The organism is Stenotrophomonas maltophilia group sp. Smal13 (assembly GCF_030236855.1).
Classification (GTDB): domain Bacteria; phylum Pseudomonadota; class Gammaproteobacteria; order Xanthomonadales; family Xanthomonadaceae; genus Stenotrophomonas; species Stenotrophomonas maltophilia_A.
On record NZ_JASJSQ010000022.1, the window covers coordinates 1 to 18,716 of the forward strand.

General features: G+C 67.4%; 17 protein-coding genes. 12 read left to right on the forward strand and 5 right to left on the reverse strand.

Annotation, left to right across the window (positions count from 1 at the left end; genetic code table 11):
- Nucleotides 1-17 precede the first annotated feature (17 nt).
- Nucleotides 18-635 carry an HD-GYP domain-containing protein gene (locus QRO95_RS09800; RefSeq protein ID WP_032127517.1) on the forward strand — a complete coding sequence of 206 codons (618 nt, stop codon included), beginning with the start codon at nt 18-20 and terminating at the stop codon, nt 633-635.
- 92 nt (nt 636-727) lie between these two features.
- Here QRO95_RS09800 and QRO95_RS09805 read toward each other — a convergent pair whose 3' ends face one another.
- The gene (locus QRO95_RS09805) at nt 728-2,821 is read right to left on the reverse strand and encodes a M13 family metallopeptidase (RefSeq protein ID WP_285302433.1); all 2,094 of its coding nucleotides are present in this window, start codon (nt 2,819-2,821) and stop codon (nt 728-730) included.
- A 208-nt stretch (nt 2,822-3,029) separates the two neighbouring features.
- Nucleotides 3,030-3,779, reverse strand: a complete 750-nt coding sequence (gene gpmA / locus QRO95_RS09810) for a 2,3-diphosphoglycerate-dependent phosphoglycerate mutase (protein WP_004150217.1) — start codon at nt 3,777-3,779, stop codon at nt 3,030-3,032.
- Between the two features lie 94 nt (nt 3,780-3,873).
- Between gpmA and nfi the strand changes: the two genes are divergently transcribed.
- Nucleotides 3,874-4,548 (forward strand): deoxyribonuclease V, encoded by a 675-nt coding sequence (gene nfi / locus QRO95_RS09815; RefSeq protein ID WP_153856864.1) that lies wholly within the window; start codon nt 3,874-3,876, stop codon nt 4,546-4,548.
- 38 nt (nt 4,549-4,586) lie between these two features.
- On the opposite strand, the gene QRO95_RS09820 is transcribed toward nfi, so the two are convergent.
- On the reverse strand, nt 4,587-5,567 hold the full coding sequence (locus QRO95_RS09820; RefSeq protein ID WP_032127521.1) for a cation diffusion facilitator family transporter: 981 nt from the start codon (nt 5,565-5,567) through the stop codon (nt 4,587-4,589).
- 180 nt (nt 5,568-5,747) lie between these two features.
- A complete protein-coding gene (locus QRO95_RS09825; protein WP_049462383.1) occupies nt 5,748-7,997 on the reverse strand; it encodes a TonB-dependent siderophore receptor in 2,250 nt (749 codons plus the stop codon).
- Nucleotides 7,998-8,286: 289 nt separating this feature from the next.
- On the opposite strand from QRO95_RS09825, the gene QRO95_RS09830 reads away from it, so the two are divergent.
- A complete protein-coding gene (locus QRO95_RS09830; protein WP_285302434.1) occupies nt 8,287-9,702 on the forward strand; it encodes a diguanylate cyclase in 1,416 nt (471 codons plus the stop codon).
- Between the two features lie 95 nt (nt 9,703-9,797).
- On the opposite strand, the gene QRO95_RS09835 is transcribed toward QRO95_RS09830, so the two are convergent.
- The gene (locus QRO95_RS09835; RefSeq protein ID WP_285302435.1) at nt 9,798-11,015 is read right to left on the reverse strand and encodes an MFS transporter; all 1,218 of its coding nucleotides are present in this window, start codon (nt 11,013-11,015) and stop codon (nt 9,798-9,800) included.
- Nucleotides 11,016-11,092: 77 nt separating this feature from the next.
- Between QRO95_RS09835 and QRO95_RS09840 the strand changes: the two genes are divergently transcribed.
- The 9 genes from QRO95_RS09840 (at nt 11,093) to QRO95_RS09880 (ending at nt 18,713) form a co-directional block, all read left to right on the forward strand.
- Nucleotides 11,093-11,542 (forward strand): helix-turn-helix domain-containing protein, encoded by a 450-nt coding sequence (locus QRO95_RS09840; RefSeq protein WP_285302436.1) that lies wholly within the window; start codon nt 11,093-11,095, stop codon nt 11,540-11,542.
- Nucleotides 11,543-11,615: 73 nt separating this feature from the next.
- Nucleotides 11,616-12,743 carry a metallophosphoesterase gene (locus tag QRO95_RS09845; protein ID WP_285302437.1) on the forward strand — a complete coding sequence of 376 codons (1,128 nt, stop codon included), beginning with the start codon at nt 11,616-11,618 and terminating at the stop codon, nt 12,741-12,743.
- 134 nt (nt 12,744-12,877) lie between these two features.
- Nucleotides 12,878-13,561, forward strand: coding sequence for a response regulator (locus QRO95_RS09850; protein ID WP_049424529.1), 684 nt, complete (start codon nt 12,878-12,880; stop codon nt 13,559-13,561).
- The gene (locus QRO95_RS09855) at nt 13,558-14,937 is read left to right on the forward strand and encodes a sensor histidine kinase (RefSeq protein WP_005412674.1); all 1,380 of its coding nucleotides are present in this window, start codon (nt 13,558-13,560) and stop codon (nt 14,935-14,937) included. The genes QRO95_RS09850 and QRO95_RS09855 overlap by 4 nt, the downstream gene beginning before the upstream one ends.
- A 79-nt stretch (nt 14,938-15,016) precedes the next feature.
- Nucleotides 15,017-15,853 (forward strand): carboxylesterase, encoded by an 837-nt coding sequence (locus QRO95_RS09860; RefSeq protein ID WP_010483180.1) that lies wholly within the window; start codon nt 15,017-15,019, stop codon nt 15,851-15,853.
- A gap of 1 nt (nt 15,854) precedes the next feature.
- Nucleotides 15,855-16,214 (forward strand): EamA family transporter, encoded by a 360-nt coding sequence (locus QRO95_RS09865; protein WP_012479558.1) that lies wholly within the window; start codon nt 15,855-15,857, stop codon nt 16,212-16,214.
- Nucleotides 16,211-16,609 carry a multidrug efflux SMR transporter gene (locus QRO95_RS09870; RefSeq protein ID WP_032127526.1) on the forward strand — a complete coding sequence of 133 codons (399 nt, stop codon included), beginning with the start codon at nt 16,211-16,213 and terminating at the stop codon, nt 16,607-16,609. Before QRO95_RS09865 ends, QRO95_RS09870 begins: the two co-directional genes overlap by 4 nt.
- A gap of 10 nt (nt 16,610-16,619) precedes the next feature.
- The gene (locus tag QRO95_RS09875; protein ID WP_032127527.1) at nt 16,620-17,822 is read left to right on the forward strand and encodes a DegT/DnrJ/EryC1/StrS family aminotransferase; all 1,203 of its coding nucleotides are present in this window, start codon (nt 16,620-16,622) and stop codon (nt 17,820-17,822) included.
- Between the two features lie 174 nt (nt 17,823-17,996).
- The gene (locus tag QRO95_RS09880; RefSeq protein ID WP_285302438.1) at nt 17,997-18,713 is read left to right on the forward strand and encodes an MtnX-like HAD-IB family phosphatase; all 717 of its coding nucleotides are present in this window, start codon (nt 17,997-17,999) and stop codon (nt 18,711-18,713) included.
- The last annotated feature ends 3 nt before the right edge of the window (nt 18,714-18,716 follow it).

An 18,716-nucleotide genomic window follows, 5' to 3' on the forward strand; every position in this document is an offset into this window, starting at 1 on the left:
CCACCCGGTGCGGGCGGATGACCATGTTTCCTGACGCCGTACCCGCCCCCGACCTGCTGCACGCGCAGGCCTGCCTGATCGATGCCCTCTCGATGTCGCTGCAGATGCGCGACGCCTACACCCGCCACCACTGCGATCGCGTCGGACTGCTCGCGCAGCGCCTGGCCACGCACTGCGATCTCGATGACGATGCCTGCTCGCAGATCGGCCTGGCCGCGCGCTTCCATGACATCGGCAAGATCGGCATCCCCGACGATGTACTGCTGACACCGCGCCGGCATACCGACGAGGAACGCGCGATCATGCGCGAGCATCCGGTGCGTGGCGAGCACATCTTCCTGGCCACCGGCCGCAGCGATGCGGCACCGGTCGCGCGGCTGATCCGCGCCCATCACGAAGCCTTCGATGGCAGCGGCTATCCCGACGGCCTGCGTGGCGAGAGCATTCCGCTGGGCTCACGCATCGTCACCGTTGCGGATGCCTACGATGCCATGACCAGCGTGCGCCCCTACCGCGCAGCGATGGAACGCGAGACTGCGTTGCGCATCATCGACGAGCAGTCCGGCGGCCTGATCGATCCCTATGTGCTGCAGCGCTTCCATCGCATGCTGGCGCAGGAACCAGCGCTGGCCTGAGATCCGCCGGGCATGGCCCGGCGCTACCGATCAGACAAACAAAAGGCCCGGCATTCGCCGGGCCTTCTGCATCACGCATCACGTGCGATCGATTACCAGATCACCACGCGCTTGTCGTCGGCACGCACCATCGCATCGCCGGCCTTGCACTGGAATGCAGCGGCATAGGACGGCATGTTCGACGGCGCACCGTTGGCACGGAAGTTCGCCGGGGCGTGCGGGTCGGTGTTCAAGCGGACACGCAACTCACCATCGGTGAAGTTGCGGCGCCACACGGTGGCCCAGTTCATGAAGAAGCGCTGGTCCTGGCTGTGGCCGTCCACTTCGACATTCGCCTTCGGGTCCTCCTTCAGCGCCATCTGCAACGCGTCGTAGGCCACGGTCAGGCCACCCAGGTCGCCGATGTTCTCGCCCAGGGTCAGCTTGCCCTTCACGAACACGCCCGGCACCGATTCATAGCCGTCGAACTGCGCGACCAGCTGGTCGGTACGCTCGGTGAAGGCCTTGCGGTCGGCATCGGTCCACCAGTTGTCGAAGTTGCCGTTGGCGGCGAACTGGCTGCCCGAGTCGTCGTAGCCGTGCATCATTTCGTGGCCGATGACCGCACCGATGCCGCCGTAGTTCAGCGCTGGATCGGCCTTGGCGTCGAAGAACGGTGCCTGCAGGATCGCCGCCGGGAACACGATCTCGTTCTTGGTGGCGTTGTAGTACGCGTTGACGGTCTGCGGGGTCATGCCCCACTCGGTCTTGTCCACCGGCTTGCCGATCTTGTCCAGCATGTAGCGGTAGTTGAACGCACGTGCCGCCTGCATGTTGCCCAGGTAGCTGTCGCCGTTGGTCTGCAGGCCCGCCCAGTCACGCCACTTGTCCGGGTAACCGATCTTCGGGGTGAAGCTGGCCCACTTTTCCAGTGCCTTCTTCTTGGTTTCTTCGCCCATCCACGGCAGCTGCTCCAGGCGCGCCTTCAGCGCCTGCGACAGGTTTTCCACCAGGTGCTGCATGGCCACCTTGGATTCGGCCGGGAACACGGCATCGACGTACAGCTGGCCCAGGGCTTCGCCCATGCCACCGTTGACCGACTCCAGCACACGCTTCCAGCGCGGCTGCATTTCCTTCTGGCCACGCAGGGTGGTGCCATAGAATTCGAAGTTGGCCTTCTCGAACTGGCTGCTCAGGTACGGCGAGGCGTCGTCGATGGTGTGGAAGCGCAGGTAGGCCTGCCAGGTGCTGGCCGGCACGTCGGCCAGCATCTTGTCCATTTCACCGAAGAAGCCCGGCTGGGCCAGCGAGAACTTCTGCGCGGCCGGCACCTTCAGGGTGTCGAACAGCGCGGTCCAGCTGAAGTTCGGGGTCAGCTTGTCGGCGTCAGCCGCGCTGAGCGGGTTGTAGCGCTTGGCCGGGTCACGCATTTCGATGCGCGACATCGAGGCCTTGGCCAGACGGGTTTCGAAGGCCATCACGGCCTTGGCCTGCTCGGCAGCCTGCGCCGCGTCCACGCCGGACAGCGTCAGCACCTGCGCGATGTAGGCCACGTAGGCGTCGCGGATCTTGGCCTGCGCGTCATCGAAGTAGTAGCCCTTCTCCGGCAGGCCCAGGCCGCCCTGGCCGACATAGGCGATGACGTTGGCCGAATCCTTGTAGTCGGCATTGGCGAACAGCGAGAACAGCACGCCCTTGCCCTCGGCCTGGCTGTCGCGCAGGTACTGGGTGATGGCGGCGGTGTCGTTCAGCGCGGTGATCTTGTCCAGCTGCGGCTGCAGCGGAGCGAGGCCGGCGGCTTCGATCTTGGCTTCATCGTTGCCGGTCTTCCAGATGTCACCGATCTTGGCTTCCACCGAGCCGGCCTTGGCCTGGCTGGCCGCGGCCTGCTGCACCAGTGCGTGCTGCACTTCCAGCGAGCGCTCGCGCAGGATCTCGAAGCTGCCCCAGGTGGTCTGGTCGCCCGGCACCGGGTTGGCCTTCAGCCACTTGCTGTTGACGAAGCCATTGAGGTCGGTACAGGCCGAAATGGCCGGATCCAGGTCGGCGCTGTTGAGCGAGATCAGCGGCGTCTTGATCTGCGACAGGTCGAAGGCCGGCTTGGCGTCGGCGCTGGCCGCCGGCGCGGTTTCATTCTTGCCACAGGCCGCCAGCGAGGCAGCGATGGCGATGGTCAGGCCCAGCGGGACCAGGTTGCGGACGTTCATGAGGCTCTCCTGCGGGTAATTTCACAGGGTAGCCGGGGAGGCCTGCGGTGGGACCGGCCAAAGGTCACAGGACGCGCTTATGTAGAGTCGAACCATGCTCGACTGCTCTCCGTTCCGGGTTTATTGTCCTTGCGGCAAGAGGCCAACAGCAGTCGAGCATGGCTCGACTCTACAAAAAGCGAAGGCCGGCTTGCGCCGGCCTTCTGTTTTATTTCGCCTTGCCCTGGTTGGCCACGGCTTCAGCGGCCTTGCGCGCCGCTTCCGGGTCGCCCAGGTAGCGGAACGACTTCACCGTCAGGTCGTCGTTCAACTCGAACAGCAGCGGGATGCCGGTCGGGATGTTCAGCTCGAGGATTTCCTCGCGCGAGACGTTGTTGAGGTACTTGTACAGCGCGCGCAGCGAATTGCCGTGGGCGGTGACCAGCACGGTCTTGCCGTCCTTCAGCTGCGGCGCGATGGCGTCGTGCCAGTACGGCAGCACGCGGTCCAGCGTGGTGGCCAGCGATTCGGTGCCCGGCAGCGCGTTGCGGTCCAGGCCAGCGTAGCGGCGGTCATGGATCGGGTGACCCGGATCCTCCAGGTCCATGGCCGGCGGCGGGATATCGTACGAACGACGCCACACCTTGACCTGGTCCTCGCCGTGCTTGGCGGCGGTCTCGGCCTTGTCCAGGCCCTGCAGGCCGCCGTAATGGCGTTCGTTGAGGCGCCAGGACTTGTTCACCGGCAGCCAGTCCTGTTCCAGCTCGGCCAGTGCACCCTGCAGGGTGTGGATGGCACGCTTGAGCACGGAGGTGTGGGCAACGTCGAACTGCAGGCCTTCCTCGCGCATCAGGCGACCCGCGGCGGCCGCTTCCCGGCGCCCCTGCTCGGTCAGGTCGACATCGACCCAGCCGGTGAAGCGGTTGTCCAGGTTCCACTGGCTCTGGCCATGGCGCAACAGTACGAGTTTACGGGTCACTGCAGGGTCTCCAACGCGAGGAAAGGCAGGCCGCCATTGTAGCCCCGGGCGCCGCTCACCGGGCCGTGGCACCGCGCATGCAATGCTGTGACCAATGAATACGGTGATCGACCCCGGGCGCTGGGAAGGCAGCGTCGCCGCTGCACGCGCGCAGCAGCTCCAGCTGGCCGGCCGCGTGGAGCGCCAGGACCGCCTGCCACGCAACGTGCGCTGGCTGGCCGGGCTGGATGTCGGCTTCGAGGACGATGGCGCCATCACCCGCGCCGCGGCGGTACTGCTGGACGCAGAGACGCTGCAGCCCGTGGCGCAGGAGATCGCGCGCATCCCCACTGTGATGCCCTATATCCCCGGCCTGCTCAGCTTCCGCGAGCTGCCGGCACTGCTGGCCGCGCTGGCGCTGCTGCCGCGCACGCCGGACCTGGTGTTCGTCGATGGCCATGGCATCAGCCACCCGCGCCGGCTGGGGGTGGCCGCTCACCTCGGTGTGGTCACCGACCTGCCAAGCATCGGCGTCGCCAAGTCGAAACTGGTGGGCCGGTTCGTCGAACCGGGTGCCGAGGCCGGTGCGCATACGCCGCTGCTGGACGGCGATGAGCAACTGGGTTGGGTGCTGCGCAGCAAGATTCGCTGCAAGCCGCTGTTCGTGGCCGGTGGCCATCGGGTCAGTGCGGATACCGCGCTGGACTGGGTGCAGCGCACGCTGCGCGGTTACCGGCTGCCGGAGCCGACGCGGCTGGCAGACCGGCTGGCCTCGCGACGGGACGAATGACCGCACCGGGCATCACCCGGAGCGGTCGCCATCCTCGTTCAGCGATGCACGTGGCCGCGATGGCCCTGCGCGTCTTCGCCGTGGTCATGGCCTTCATGGCCCTCGTGCTCGCCGCCCTTGGCCGGCGCCGGCTCACCACAGGCTTCGCCGCAATGGTCCGCTTCGATCTGCAGCGTCACGTGCTCGATGCCGAAGTCATCGTGCAGGCGCCCGCCCAGATCACGACGCAGCGCATCGGCATCGGTGCCGTCGCGCATCACGATGTGCGCGGTCAGCGCCGGGGTGCTGGAGGCCAGCGCCCACACATGCAGGTCATGCACGTCCAGTACCGCAGCGTGGCCGGACAGGCTGTCGCGCACCTTGGCCACGTCCATGCCCTTGGGCACGCCTTCCAGCAGCACGTTGATCGCCTCGCGCATCAGCACATAGGTGCGCGGCAACACCCACAGGCCGATCAGTACCGCCAGGATCGGATCGATCGGCTTCCAGCCGGTCCACTTGATCAACAGCGCGCCAGCAATCACGGCCACCGAGCCGAGCATGTCCGCCCACACTTCCAGGTAGGCCCCCTTCACGTTGAGGCTCTCACCGCTGCCGGCCTGCAGCAGGCGCATCGAGATCAGGTTGATGACCAGGCCCGCTGCGGCAATCACCAGCATGCCTGACGAGGCAATCTCCTGCGGCTCGCGGAAACGTCCAATGGCCTCCCACAGGATATAGCCGGCGACCACGAACAGCATCGCGCCATTGATCATCGCGCCCAGCGCTTCCAGGCGTGCATAGCCGTAGGTGCGGCGCGCGTCCGGCGGGCGCCGGCTCAGCCGTACCGCGACCAGCGCGATCATCAATGCCAGAGCATCGGTGGCCATGTGCGCCGCGTCGGACAGCAGCGCCAGGCTGTTGGTCCAGAACGCGCCTACCACCTCGACGACGAGGAAGGTGGAGGTCAGGCCGAGCGCCCACCACAAGGGTTTCTCGTGGCGGATCTCGGATGGCAGGTGATCGTGGTCGTGGCCCATGGCAACAGCTCCTTTGCGATGGGAGGCAGGCTACGCCGGAGGGCGTTGGGAAACTATCACGGTGTTTATAACATTGCAGGCCACGCGGTCCCTCACCGGGCATGGCCCGGCGCTACCGGAGCGCGGCCGGCAACGCCAGGCCACGCCTGGCGGACGCAGCGGACCGACGTCCGCCTGCGGTCAGAACCCGAAGCGCAGGCTGGCCCAGTACGCGCGGCCCGGCTCGTTGTAGGTCGCCGCGCCGGCATCGCTGCTGTTGGCCTCGCGGAACAGGCGCTTGTCGGCCAGGTTGTTGACGCCGAAACCGAAGCTGACCGTCTCGGTCACCTTGTAGCGCGCGCTCACGCCCCAGATGTTGTACGCACCACGGTCCTGCAGCGCGATCGACGGATCGCAGGTGCCGGTGCAGCGCGGATCATTGTTGATGTTGGTGGTGGCCGGCTTCTGCTTGCCGTAGAAGGTGCCGGTCAGCAGCACCGACAGCTTGTCGGTGGCCTGCCAGTCCAGCATCGTGTTGACGGTGTACTTCGGAATCACCGACAGCGGCTGGCCGGTGCTCTTGTTCTCGTTCTCCACCATGTAGGTGAAGTTGTTGCTCCACTTCAGGCGGTTGCCCTGCTCGCCCAGCAGCGGGACCACCAGGTTGCCTTCCAGACCCTGCACGATCGCCTTGGGTGCGTTCTCCCAGCGGAAGATGCGGCCCTTGGTGTCGGCGGTCAGCCCGATCTGGTTGTACCCGGCCTGGATCTTGTCCTTGTAGTCGTTGTGGAAGTAGGTCAACGACGCTTGCCAGCCGCTCTGCGGTGCCCACTCGATACCCAGTTCCTTGTTCAGGCTGGTTTCCGCCTTCAGGTCCGAGTTGCCGCGCATGTAGCAGCCGGCGCCCAGGCTCGGCAGTGCATTCGGGCAGCCATTGCCCCGGGTGTAATACAGATAGTCCGGATTCGACTGGTACAGGTTCGGCGCCTTGAATGCACGGGCGATACCGCCCTTCACCACCCAGTCGCTGTTGATGCGGAACTGCGCGTTGAGGCTGGGGCTGGTGTTGTTGCCGAACTGGCTGTGGTGGTCGAAGCGCAGGCCCGGGGTGACGATCCAGCGCTCGCCCAGGTAGATGTTGTCTTCCACGAACACGGCGGTGGTCTGCGCGTCGGACTTGCCGCGTGCGCGATCGGCCGACAGCCCCGGGATGCCGCCGCCGCTGCTGCTGGACTGGCTCATCGAGTACGGGTCGGTCAGGCGGCTGTCCAGGTATTCAAAGCCCAGCGTCCAGATGTTCTCGGCACCACCCAGCGTGGTCGGGAAACTGACTTCGCCGTCCAGCTGGTAGTTGCGCAGGCGCGAGGTCGACCAGTCGGTGCCGTTGAAGCTGCCCTCCGGGCCACCGGCCAGGCCTTCGTTGATGCGCGAGTTGTTCACCGCCTCCACTGCAGCCGTTACCCGCGAGGTCACATCACCCCAGCGGCCGCGATGTGTGATCGCGCCGGTGTTGCGGTACATGCGGTTGGTCTCGGCCTGCTGCTCGGCCAACGCCCCCAGATCGATCGGTGTCGAGGTACCGGTGGTGCTGACCGCGCGGTCGCCAGCATAGATGTTGCCCTGGCGACTGGTGCCGGCTTCGAATTCGACCACCTGGTTGGCGGTCACGTCCCAGCGCAGCAGCGCGTTGACATCGCGGTTCTTGACGCCCTCGCGACCGGCCGGCGGCACCGCGTTCGGATTCGTCGCGAAGTCACGGTTGAGTTCCAGCGAATCGGCGTCGGTCTTGTTGAGATTGCCGTACAGGCGGAACGACAGGGTGTCGGTCATCGGCCCGCTCAGCTGCAGGCCGACGCGCTCGCTGCCGCCTTCGGCGCTGTGCTCGGGCACCAGGCCATACAGGTCGACCGCGCCGGTCAGGTCGCCGGTCGGGCGCTTGGTGATGATGTTGACCACGCCGCCCGACGCACCGGAGCCATAGCGCGCCGCCGCCGGGCCGCGCAGCACCTCGATGCGCTCGATCATTTCCGCCGGCACCCAGTTGGTATCGCCGCGCGTATTGCGCTCACCGCTGCGGCCCATGCGCACGGCGTCACGCGCACCGATGCGCTTGCCATCGACCAGGATCAGGGTGTTTTCCGGGCCCATGCCACGCAGATCGATCTGGCGGTTGTTGCCGTACTGGCCCGAGGCACTGTTGCCGGTCAGGTTGACGCCGGGCATGGTCCGCAGCAGCTCGGCGATGTCGTTGGCCGGCGGGCGCCTGGCGATGTCCTCTGCGGTGATGGTGGAGGTACCCAGGGCCTGGCGCGCGATCTGCGAGGCGGTGACGTGCACCGTGTCGATATCGGTGGCGTCGGTTTCGGCGTGGGCGGTCAGAGCGCTGCCGGCCAGCAGGGCGGCAACGGCAAGCGCCAGCGGGCGCGGCGAAAGGACAACGGCAGGGGACATGATCAGGACCTTCTGGCAGGGCTACGGGGCCTCTGGCAAAGGGCTTGAGGCAACGACGAGGGGGAGGCGGAGCAGTCCTGCAGCAGGCACCTGCAGCCCGTTCCGTGCGCGCATTCTCCCATCAATGCGATTGATTCTCAAATGCGTTCACTCATTGCCGCAGCGGCGCCGATGTGGTTTGCGCACCGTGCAACCCTGCACCGCGCGTAAACTGGCCGGCTAACCCGCCATCAACCGTATGCCGCCGCGGCCGATACCCGTGGTTTGCCGTACGCAGTCAGAGATCGACGTGGAACCACCCCAATTGGACGATGCCAGCCAGCCGCTGGCCGAGGCCTGGCAGCAGTGTCTGCTGCAGGCCGGCCCTGCCGCCACCGCGCTGCTCAAGGCCGCTGCTACCGATGCCCCACCCGCGCTGGCCCAGCGCTTTTACGAAGTGCTGCTGCAGGACACCCGTGCGCGCCGTTTCCTGTCCCACGACCAGGTCAAGCAGCGCCTGCAGCCGGCCATGCAGCGCTGGCTGGCGCAGCTGCTGACCACTGATGCCAGCGGCATCGCCAACACCGTGGCCTCGCAGCGGATCATCGGCGACGTGCACGCCCGCGTCGGCATTCCGGTCGACCTGGTTACCCGCGGTGCGCGTGTGCTCAAGCACGAACTGTTCGTGCGCCTGCGTGACGATGCACCGGACAGCGGCACCGCATTCGCCGCCATCGACTGCCTCAGCGCGATCATGGACATCGCCATGGAAGGCATGACCCTGGCCTACACCCACGCGCGCGAGCGCTCCACCCGTGCCGACGCCGCCTACCGACTGTTCTCGCTGGTACAGAACGTCGGTACCGAACGCGAGCGCCAGCGCGCACTGCTGCTGGACTGGGAAAACGCCCTGCTCTACGCGTTGGCCGGCCACGTGCAGGCCAGCGACAACGCCAGCCTGGCCACCTCGGAGTTCGGCCTGTGGTTCACCCACAAGGGCATCCCCAGCTTCGGCGAAAGCAGCGAAACGCAGCAGGTGGGCCAGTTGATGGCCCGCATTGATGGCCACCTGCAGCGCGCGAGCGGCGATGCTCCGGCGCAGCGACTGGCGGTGCTGCCGGCCATCCGCGAGGACCTGGCCGCCATCCGCACCCTGATGACACTGCTGTTCGAGCGCATCGGCGAACTGGATGCCGGCAGCGACGCGCTGACCAACCTGCTCAACCGTCGCTTCCTGCCCACCGTGCTGCGCCGGGAAATCGAGCTGGCCACACGCAACCGCACACCATTCTCGCTGCTGCTGCTCGACCTGGATCACTTCAAGGCAATCAACGACGGCCACGGCCACGATGCCGGCGACCGCGCGTTGCAGCACGTCGCCGGCCTGCTCGGCCAGCTCACGCGCGGCAGCGACTACCTGTTCCGCTATGGCGGCGAAGAATTCGTGGTGGTACTGGTGGCTGCCAGCGAATCGCAGGCGACCGTGATCGCCGAGAGCCTGCGGCGGCAGATCGCGCAGTCGCCGGTGGTACTGGCCAACGGCCAGGTGCTGGCACTGACCGCCAGCATCGGCGTGGCCGGCCACGATGGCCATCCGGACTACGAGCGGCTGATGGCCCGTGCCGACGCGGCAATGTACGAGGCCAAGCGCAGCGGCCGCAACCGCGTGGTGGTGGCCAGTGCGGACCTGCAGGAAGCCCCGGGACGGCGCGCACTGCAGCGATGACGGCAGGACAGGTAGAGTCGACCGCGGGTCGACTATCGCGCGCACCGCGGGGTTTTTCGCACGCAGGGCGAAGAGCAGTCGACTGACAGTCGACTCTACTGACAGCCGGCACTACCGATGCGGCCGCCGGCCGCTGCTTTCACCGCCACCACCCGCCACGCTGCCCACCAGAGCAGCGCCAGCAACGCGATGCCCGCCCCCAACAGGCATACCGCCGGCCAGCCATGGCGCGCCTGCATCCACGGCCCGGCCGCTGCACCGGCGCCACTGCCCACCGCATAGAACAGCATGTACAAAGCCACCAGGCGTCCATGCTGTTCAGCCGGCGCGCGCAGCAGCAATGCCTGGTTTGATACGTGCAGTGCCTGCCCACCCAGGTCGAGCACAATCACGCCCAACAGCAGCAACGACAGCGACTGCGGCAGGCCCAGCAAGGGCCACCACGCAACCAGCATCAACAACAGCGCACCGACGCTAACCGGATGCGCGAAACCACGGTCCATCCAGTGCCCTACCCGCGCCGCCAGCAGCGCACCGATCACCCCGGCCAGGCCCAGTGCACCGATGGCGGCGGTCGACCAATGCAGCGGTGGCGCCGAGAGCGGCAAGGGTGCCGCCGCCCAGAACACATTGAGGCCGGCAAACAGCAGCAGTGCCAGCGGCCCACGCTCGCGCAGCGTTCGATCGCGGCGCAGCATGCCCAGCATCGAGCCCAGCAGCTCGCGCCAGCGTGGGGGAACCGACGGCACCGGTACTGCGGGCAGGCGCCGCCACAGCAGCGCCGCCAACCCCGCCATCACCATCGCTGACAACAGGTAGACCATCTGCCAGCCAAAGGCCGCCGCCACCGTACCGGACACCACGCGCGCCAGCAGCAGGCCGATGAACACGCCGCCCTGCACCACACCGACCACGCGACCGCGCTGCTCGGGCGGTGCCAGCATGGCGGTATAGGCGATCAGGCCCTGGGTCAGCGCCGTGCCCAGCAAGCCGGCCAGCAGCATGCCCGACAACAGCCAGCCCGCCGTGCGTGACGCTGCCAGCCACAGCAGCGCCAGCACCAATGCGATCAACTGCAGCCGCAGCAGGCGTCGCCGGTCACCACGGTCCGCCAGCGGCAGCAGGCCAAGCAACGCCAGCACGCTACCGGCCTGGGTAGCAGCCAGCACCGCGCCGGCCACGGCCCGGTCCAGCGCAAAGGCGCGTGCAAGCTGATCCAGCAGCGGCTGCGCGTAGTAGACGTTGGCGACGCTGGCGCCGGCGGCAACCGCAAGCAGGACCAGCAGCGGGCGGGGAAGCGATGTGACACTCATGACGTGGTTGCAATTTGAAACCTGATGCAGGCTACTGCCATTGGTTTTAAACTGCAACCACATCAGAGAGGTCCACCATGCACGCCGACAGCCCCTGCCCCGTCGCCCGCAGCGCCGATCTGCTCGGTGACCGTTGGGCGCTGCTGGTCATCCGTGATGCCTTCGATGGCGTCACCCGTTTCGGTGATTTCCAGCGCAGCCTCGGCGCGGCCCGCAACATCCTCAGCGACCGCCTGCGCCGGCTGGTAGAGGCCGGCATCCTGCAGCTGCAACCGGCCTCCGATGGATCGGCCTACCAGGAATACGTGCTCACCGCCGCTGGCCAGGAACTGTTCCCGCTGCTGGTCGCGCTGCGCCAATGGGCGGAACGCCATCGCTTCGAGGCCGGTGAAGCCCATTCACAGCTGATCGAATCGGCGACGCGGCGGCCGCTGCCCTACATGCAGCCGCGCGGGCGCGACGGCCAGCCACTTCAGCCCACCGCCACCCGCGTGCGCAAGCTCAGGGACGGCGGGCGCGACACCTGATCCGCCCATTCGCGCACACCGACGAACACCCGCGCCGGTTAGCATCGGGTCTTTCCGCCACTGGATGCCGCCGATGTCGCGCGATCGCCCTTCCCTGCTGACCGCCCTGCTGTTGCCGCTGCTGGCCTGCGCCACAGCAACCACGCAGGCCCGCGAGGTTGCCGCGCCCGCCGACCACGTGCAGGCCGATGGCCCCTATGTGTTCCGCCAGGGCGACCAGCTGCAGGCCAAATGGATCTGCGACGACAAGGTCGAGTCGCACACGCTTGCCACGCAGGCCGCAGGTACCGACATCGCCCCGCGCTGCGGCTACGAGCACACGGTGCACGTGGCTGCCCCGAATGCGCCTTCGGCTTCCGTGCTGCCGGCCGTGCCGCGCATCGTTGCGCTGTCCGACATCCATGGCCAGTACGGGCTGCTGGTGCGCCTGCTGCGCGCCCACCAGGTCATCGATGCCCAGGATCGCTGGGCGCTGGGCAAGGACACGCTTGTCATCGCCGGCGATGTGTTCGACCGCGGCCCGCAGGTGACCGAGGCCTTCTGGCTGCTGTATGGCCTGCAGCAGCAGGCGGCCGCCGCCGGCGGCGCGGTGCACTTCGTGCTCGGCAACCACGAAACCATGGTGCTGTACGACGACCTGCGCTACGTCAACCCGAAGTACCTGCGCAGCGCGCAGCTGCTCGGCCGCAGCTACCCGCAGCTGTACGGTGCCGATTCGGTGATCGGGCAGTGGCTGCGCACCCGCCCGGTGCTGCTGAAGATCGGCGACACCCTGTTCCTGCACGGCGGCATTTCGCCCGAGGCAGTGCAGCTGGCGCTGGACCCGGCGCGCACCAATGCGGCCTACCAGGCGTCACTGGGCCTGCCAAAGGCCGAAGTAAAGGCCGACCCGGCCACCGCACCGCTGTATGACGGCAAGACCAGCCCGATCTGGTACCGCGGCTACTTCGATGGCCGCCTCGACACCGCGGGGGTGCAGACCGTACTCGACCGCCTGCAGCTCAAACGCATCGTGGTCGGCCACACCTCGATGCCACACGTCAGCAGCTTCCATGGCGACCGCGTGATCGCCATCGACAGCAGCATCAAGAACGGCGAGAACGGCGAACTGCTGTTCATCGAGGATGGCAGGCTCAGCCGTGGCCTGCTGGACGGCTCGCGGGTGCCGTTGGCGCCGGGTGAGCCGGGCCTGCAGGACTGAATGAAGGGACAGCGCGACGGCACCGGGCGGCGGCGGCGCGCTCCACCTTCACCCGGTTTGCGGCTACCCTCGGCAGCCGAGAGAGGCCCACCCCGTCCATCCGGTGGGCCTGACCGTTACAGGAGCCCCCGCGCATGCGCGTTCTGATTGCTGAAGACGACCCGGATATCGCCTCCGGCCTGTGCGCCTCGCTGCGCCGGCAGGGGCACGTGGTTGACCACGTCGACAACGGCGCGCACGCCGACGCGGCACTGGGCTCGACCCAGTACGCATTGCTGGTGCTGGACCTGGGCCTGCCTCAGCTGGATGGCCGCGATGTGCTGCAGCGCCTGCGTCAGCGCGGCGATGGCCTGGCGGTGCTGGTGGTGACCGCCCGCGACGGCCTGGCCGAGCGCGTGCGCGTGCTCGACCTGGGCGCCGATGACTACCTGGTCAAGCCGTTCGCGCTGGACGAGTTCGAAGCACGCGTGCGTGCGCAGCTGCGGCGGGTCACCAGCAATGGCAACCCGGACCTGCGCATCGGCCGCCTGCGCCTGGACCTGGCCGGGCACCGCGTGTGGATCGACGACCAGTCGCTGGAACTGACCGCGCGCGAGTTCGGCCTGCTGTCGGCACTGGCGGTACGCGCCGAGCGCATCGTGTCGCGCGCGCAACTGGTGGAGGCGCTGTGCGACTGGGGCCAGGACCTCACCGACAACGGCCTGGACATCGCCCTGCACCGCCTGCGCCGCAAGCTGCAGCCCGGCGGCATGGGCATCCGCACCGTGCGCGGGCTGGGCTACATGCTGGAAGACGCGCAGGACGAAAGCACGCCGTGATCAGTGGCCCGCCCAGCCTGCGCCGGCGCCTGCTCGCCTTTCTGGCGTTGCCGATGCTGGGCCTGCTCACCTTCAACACGATCCTGGCCTACTACGTTGCGCTGGACTATTCCAACCGCATCCACGACCGCAACCTGATCGACGACACGCATTCGTTCGCGCAGATGCTGAGCACCATGCCGGTGACCAGCGACCTGTCTCCGCAGGCGCGCTTCCTGATCGAGTACGACCCCGACGGCCATCGCTACTTCAACGTCGACAGCAGCCGCATGGGTACGCTCAGCGGCAATGCAGACTTCAGCCCGTACGCCCCTTCGCAGGACTGCACCGGTGTGCATCCGGCGCTGTACGACGGCAACCTCAATGGCCAGCAGGTGCGCATGGCCACCGTCTGCACGCAGGCGATGAACGATCCGCAGGACCAGCTGGCGGTGACCGTGGCCGAGAGCATGGCCGACCGCCGGCAGCGTGCGCGCGAGATCCTGATGATCATCATCCCGCTGATGACCATGCTGGCGCTGGGTACCGCAGCGCTGGTCTGGTTCGGCGTGACCTATGGCCTGCGCATCCTGACCCCGCTGAGGACCCGCCTGGCCCAGCGCCGTGGCGAACTGGCGCCGATCTCCGATGCCGACGTGCCCGAGGAGATCCAGCCACTGATCAGCACCATCGATGACCTGTTTGCCCGCCAGGCGGAAATGATCACCCTGCAGAACCGTTTCATCGCCGATGCCGCGCACCAGCTGCGTTCGCCGCTGGCGGGCATGGCCCTGCACGTGGACCAGGCGCTGGCACATGGCGACCCCGATACAGTGCGCGAGGCGCTGCAGCACATCCGCCGGCTCAACCAGCGCACCGCGCGGGTCAGCACCCAGCTGCTGGCACTGAGCCGGGCGCAGACCGTGCCCGATACCGTGGAGGCACTGGACCTGTGCGAGCTGGTACCGCAGTGGGTCGGCATGCGCGTACCGGAGGCGATCCGCGATGGCATCGATCTGGGCTACCGCGGCAGTCCCCATCCGCTGCGTGTACTCGGCAACGGCGCCATGCTGCAGGAAGCGCTGGACAACCTGATCGACAACGCCCTGCGTTATGCCGGCCGCAATGCAACCGTCACGGTGGGCGTGCACGCGCTGGACGACAATGATGTCGAACTGTATGTGGAAGACAACGGCCCTGGCGTGCCCGACGACGTGATGCCACGGCTGGGCGAGCGCTTCTTCCGGGCGCCGGGCACCGCTGCCAGCGGCACCGGCCTCGGCCTGGCCATCGCGCACGAGGCGGTGGAGCACTTCGGCGGCCGCCTGAGCTTCCTGAACCGCCCAGGTGGCGGACTGAAAGTCGCCATCACGCTGCCGCTGCTGAAGGCGCCCTGACCCGGCCCGGGGCGCTGAAAGGCTGGCGAAAATCGCGCTTGCGATCCTGCCATCCCCACTGCCGTCCCGGAGCCGCCAGGTGACCGAATCGCACGACTTCTTCCTCCCCGGTGGCCCACAGGGCGTGCTGCTGGTCCATGGCCTGACCGGCACCCCGGCGGAAATGCGCATGCTGGGCAAAGGGCTGAACAACGCCGGTTTCACCGTGCACGGCGTGCAGCTGCCCGGCCATTGCGGCAGCGTGGATGACCTGCTGGCAACCACCTGGGAACAGTGGTACCAGGGCGTGGAAGATGCGGCGGCAACCCTGCGCGGCAAGGTCGACCAGCTGTTCGTCGGCGGCCTGTCGATGGGCGCGGTGCTGTCGCTGGCACTGGCTGCACGTCGCCCCGAGTGGGTGTCCGGGGTCGGCGTGTACGGCGCCACCTTCCGCTATGACGGCTGGAACATCCCCGCCGTGGCCCGCTTCTCGTTCCTGCTGCCGTGGTTCAAGCGCTTCAACATCGGCCGCGACCGCATGTTCATGGAAGAACCGCCGTACGGCCTGCGTGACGAGCGCCTGCGTGCACAAGTCAGTGCCGCCATGCTGTCCGGCGACAGCGCCGCCGCCGGCCTGCCGGGCAACCCCTGGCACGCCCTGGCCGAAATGCGCGCGCTGAGCAACTGGACCCGCCGCCACCTGCACCAGGTCACCGCGCCGTGCCTGGTGATGCACGCCCGCGAGGACGACGTGGCCAGCATGGGCAACGCCGAGCTGGTGATGTCGCGGGTCAGCGGCCCGAAGGAACTGGTGGTGCTGGAAGACAGTTACCACATGATCACCATCGACCGCGAACGCCGCGATGTGATCCGCCGCAGCGCGCGCTTCTTCACCGAAATCGGTGAACGCACGGGCGTGCTCAAGGCGGTGGCCTGACATGGGGGCACTTGCCACGCTGCTGTGGCTGGCCAATGTGGTACTCGATACCGGTGGCCAGCTCGCCTTCAAGGCCGCCGCCAGCGATCCGCAGGAGGGCGAAGGACTGCAGCGCTGGAAACACATGCTCAGCCGTCCCTGGCTGTGGATCGGCATCGCCTGCTACGTGCTTGAGTTCGTCGCCTGGATCGCGTTCCTGTCGCTGGTGCCGCTGTCCAAGGGCGTACTGCTGGGCTCGATCAACATCGTCGCGCTGATGATCGCCGGCCGTTTCCTGTTCCGCGAGAAACTCACGCCGCTGCGGGTGACCGGCATGCTGCTGGTCACCGCCGGCGTAGCCGTGGTGGGGGCCGGCTCATGAGGCGCCTGTATGTGATCGGCTTCCCGCTGCTGATGGCTTTCGACACGCTGGCCCAGCTGTGCTTCAAGTACGCCGGTGACGCCGCGTTGCCGGTCGAGGCCAACACCGCCTGGCTGCTGCGCGTGCTGTCGCAGCCGTGGGTTTACGGCGCCATCCTCGGCTACGTGGGTGCATTCTTCACCTGGATGAGCCTGCTGCGCCATGCGCCGATCGGTCCCGCCTTTGCTGCCTCGCACCTGGAAGTGATCAGCGTGCTGCTGCTGTCGGCGTGGCTGTTGAACGAGCCGCTGACCCTGCACCATCTGCTCGGTGCGGTACTGATCGTGGCCGGCATCGTCTGCCTCGGCCGCGCCGAGGCGGACGACCCGCACAGCCCTGCCGAAAGCACCCCGTGAGCGCGCTGCGATGAGCCTGTTCGCGCGCGAACTGCCACCAACCGCCGGCCTGCCGATGCAGGCCAGCGATTTCCTTCCCGGTGGCGGCGACCTGCGTGACATCCTTGCCAGCCAGCTCGGCACACCGCCGCTGCAGCTGACCTGTTCCGGCACGCACGCGCTGCTGATCGCCCTGCGCACGCTGCGCAAGCGTGCGCCAAAGCGCGACACCGTGATCATGCCGGCCTATACCTGCCCGCTGGTGCCGATCGCGGTGCACAGCCTGGGCCTGCGCGTGCAGTTGTGCGATACCCGGCGCGGTCATTTCGACTTCGACCCCGGCCAGCTCAAGCGGCTGGCCGATGCGCGCACGCTGGCGATCCTGCCCACCCACCTGGGCGGGCGCATTGCCGATGTCGAGCTGGCCTGCGAAGTCGCCCGCAACGCCGGCACCTGGGTGATCGAAGATGCCGCGCAGGCACTCGGCGCACGGGTCGGCAACAGCAGTGTCGGCATGCGCGGCGATATCGGATTCTTCAGCCTGGCCGCCGGCAAGGGCCTGAGCCTGCATGAAGGCGGCCTGCTGGTCAGCCGCGATGACGAACTGCGTGCTGCGCTGGCCGAACATGCCGTCCAGCACGTTCGCTCCAGCCTGCGCTGGGAGCTGCTGCGGAGCGTGCAGTTGCTGGGCCTTGCTGCCTGCTATCGCCCTTCGCTGCTGTCACTGGTGTATGGCAATCCACTGCGCAATGCGCTTCAGCGTGGCGATCTGGAAGATGCGGTCGGTGACATTTTCCCGCTGGATATCCCGCAGCACCGGGTCAGCCAGTGGCGGCAGAACATCGGCGCGCATGCCGCGCGGCGCTTGCCGGCATTCCTTCAGGCCGGTCGGCTGCGTGCGTTGCAGCTGCGCGTGCAGCTGGCACAGCTGCCTGCCGTTGAGGTGGTCGATGGGCTGGCCGGTAGCGGTGGCACCTGGCCACTGTTGATGCTGCTGCTGCCCAGCCAACGCGCCCGCGATGCAGTACTGAAGGACTTGTGGCCACGCGGGCTTGGCGCCAGCCGCATGTTCATCCATGCCCTGCCCGGCTATGCCTACCTGCGCGGCATCGTGCCGCAGGACGACATGCCCAACGCACGCGACTTCGCCGCACGCATGCTGACCCTCGGCAACAGCGCCTGGCAGACCCGTGAAGAGACCGCCGAAATACTGCGGGCACTGGCCCGCGCGTGACGCCAGGACGCAGGGATGGAGTGCGCCTCACGCATTCATCCATGCACCTTCCTGAACGCTTTCCGCGCCCTGCAATGCAGGCTTTCAACAGGAAAGGAACGAGAAAGGCTGCCTGCCTACATTGAGCCTGCCCCGGCATCGCGCCGGACGTTCCTTTCATCGACGGACCTGCCCATGCACTGGAGCATCCTGTGTGACTTCGACGGCACCATCAGCCTCGAAGATGTCATCGACTCGCTGCTGGAGAAATACGGCCAGCCGGGCTGGCAGAAACTGGAAGACCAGTGGAAAGCGGGAAAGATCGGCTCGCGCGAATGCATGCAGGGCCAGGTCAGGCTGCTGAAGCTGGACCCGGCCACGCTCGACGCCCACCTGGACCAGGTGCAGATCGATCCGGGCTTTGCCGCCTTTGTCAGCCGTGCCGAACAGCTGGGCGTGCCGCTGCGCATCGTCAGTGACGGCCTGGACCATGCGATCCACCGCATCCTCGCCAACCACGGCCTGTCGCGACTGCCGGTGGTGGCCAACCACCTGCGCTGGTGCGATGACCACTGGGAACTGGAATCGCCCTACCAGGCCGAAGGCTGCCGCAGCGGCACCTGCAAGTGCACCTGCGCTGCGCAGGCGCGCGCCAACGAAGCGCCGCGTGTGCTGATGATCGGCGATGGCAGTTCGGATTTCTGCGTCTCCGAAGATGCCGACTTCGTGTTCGCCAAGCGTCGCCTGATCACCCATTGCACCCATGCCGGCATCGAGCATGCCGCCATCGATACCTTCCACGATGCAATCGCACTGCTGCCGCGCTTGCTCGATGGCAGCCTGCTGCAGCCACGTCGTATCGACGCCAGCCCGCAGCCCGCCGTACTGCCCCTGCTGCTGGCCACCGCCTGAGCA

Coding starts and splice junctions, on each gene's coding strand:
- QRO95_RS09825 (WP_049462383.1), bottom strand. CDS start 7,997: ATGTCCCCTGCCGTTGTCCTTTCGCCGCGCCCGCTGGCGCTTGCCGTT.
- QRO95_RS09805 (WP_285302433.1), bottom strand. CDS start 2,821: ATGAACGTCCGCAACCTGGTCCCGCTGGGCCTGACCATCGCCATCGCT.
- QRO95_RS09850 (WP_049424529.1), top strand. CDS start 12,878: ATGCGCGTTCTGATTGCTGAAGACGACCCGGATATCGCCTCCGGCCTG.
- QRO95_RS09820 (WP_032127521.1), bottom strand. CDS start 5,567: ATGGGCCACGACCACGATCACCTGCCATCCGAGATCCGCCACGAGAAA.
- nfi (WP_153856864.1), top strand. CDS start 3,874: ATGAATACGGTGATCGACCCCGGGCGCTGGGAAGGCAGCGTCGCCGCT.
- QRO95_RS09800 (WP_032127517.1), top strand. CDS start 18: ATGACCATGTTTCCTGACGCCGTACCCGCCCCCGACCTGCTGCACGCG.
- QRO95_RS09870 (WP_032127526.1), top strand. CDS start 16,211: ATGAGGCGCCTGTATGTGATCGGCTTCCCGCTGCTGATGGCTTTCGAC.
- QRO95_RS09865 (WP_012479558.1), top strand. CDS start 15,855: ATGGGGGCACTTGCCACGCTGCTGTGGCTGGCCAATGTGGTACTCGAT.
- QRO95_RS09880 (WP_285302438.1), top strand. CDS start 17,997: ATGCACTGGAGCATCCTGTGTGACTTCGACGGCACCATCAGCCTCGAA.
- QRO95_RS09875 (WP_032127527.1), top strand. CDS start 16,620: ATGAGCCTGTTCGCGCGCGAACTGCCACCAACCGCCGGCCTGCCGATG.
- QRO95_RS09845 (WP_285302437.1), top strand. CDS start 11,616: ATGTCGCGCGATCGCCCTTCCCTGCTGACCGCCCTGCTGTTGCCGCTG.
- QRO95_RS09835 (WP_285302435.1), bottom strand. CDS start 11,015: ATGAGTGTCACATCGCTTCCCCGCCCGCTGCTGGTCCTGCTTGCGGTT.
- QRO95_RS09840 (WP_285302436.1), top strand. CDS start 11,093: ATGCACGCCGACAGCCCCTGCCCCGTCGCCCGCAGCGCCGATCTGCTC.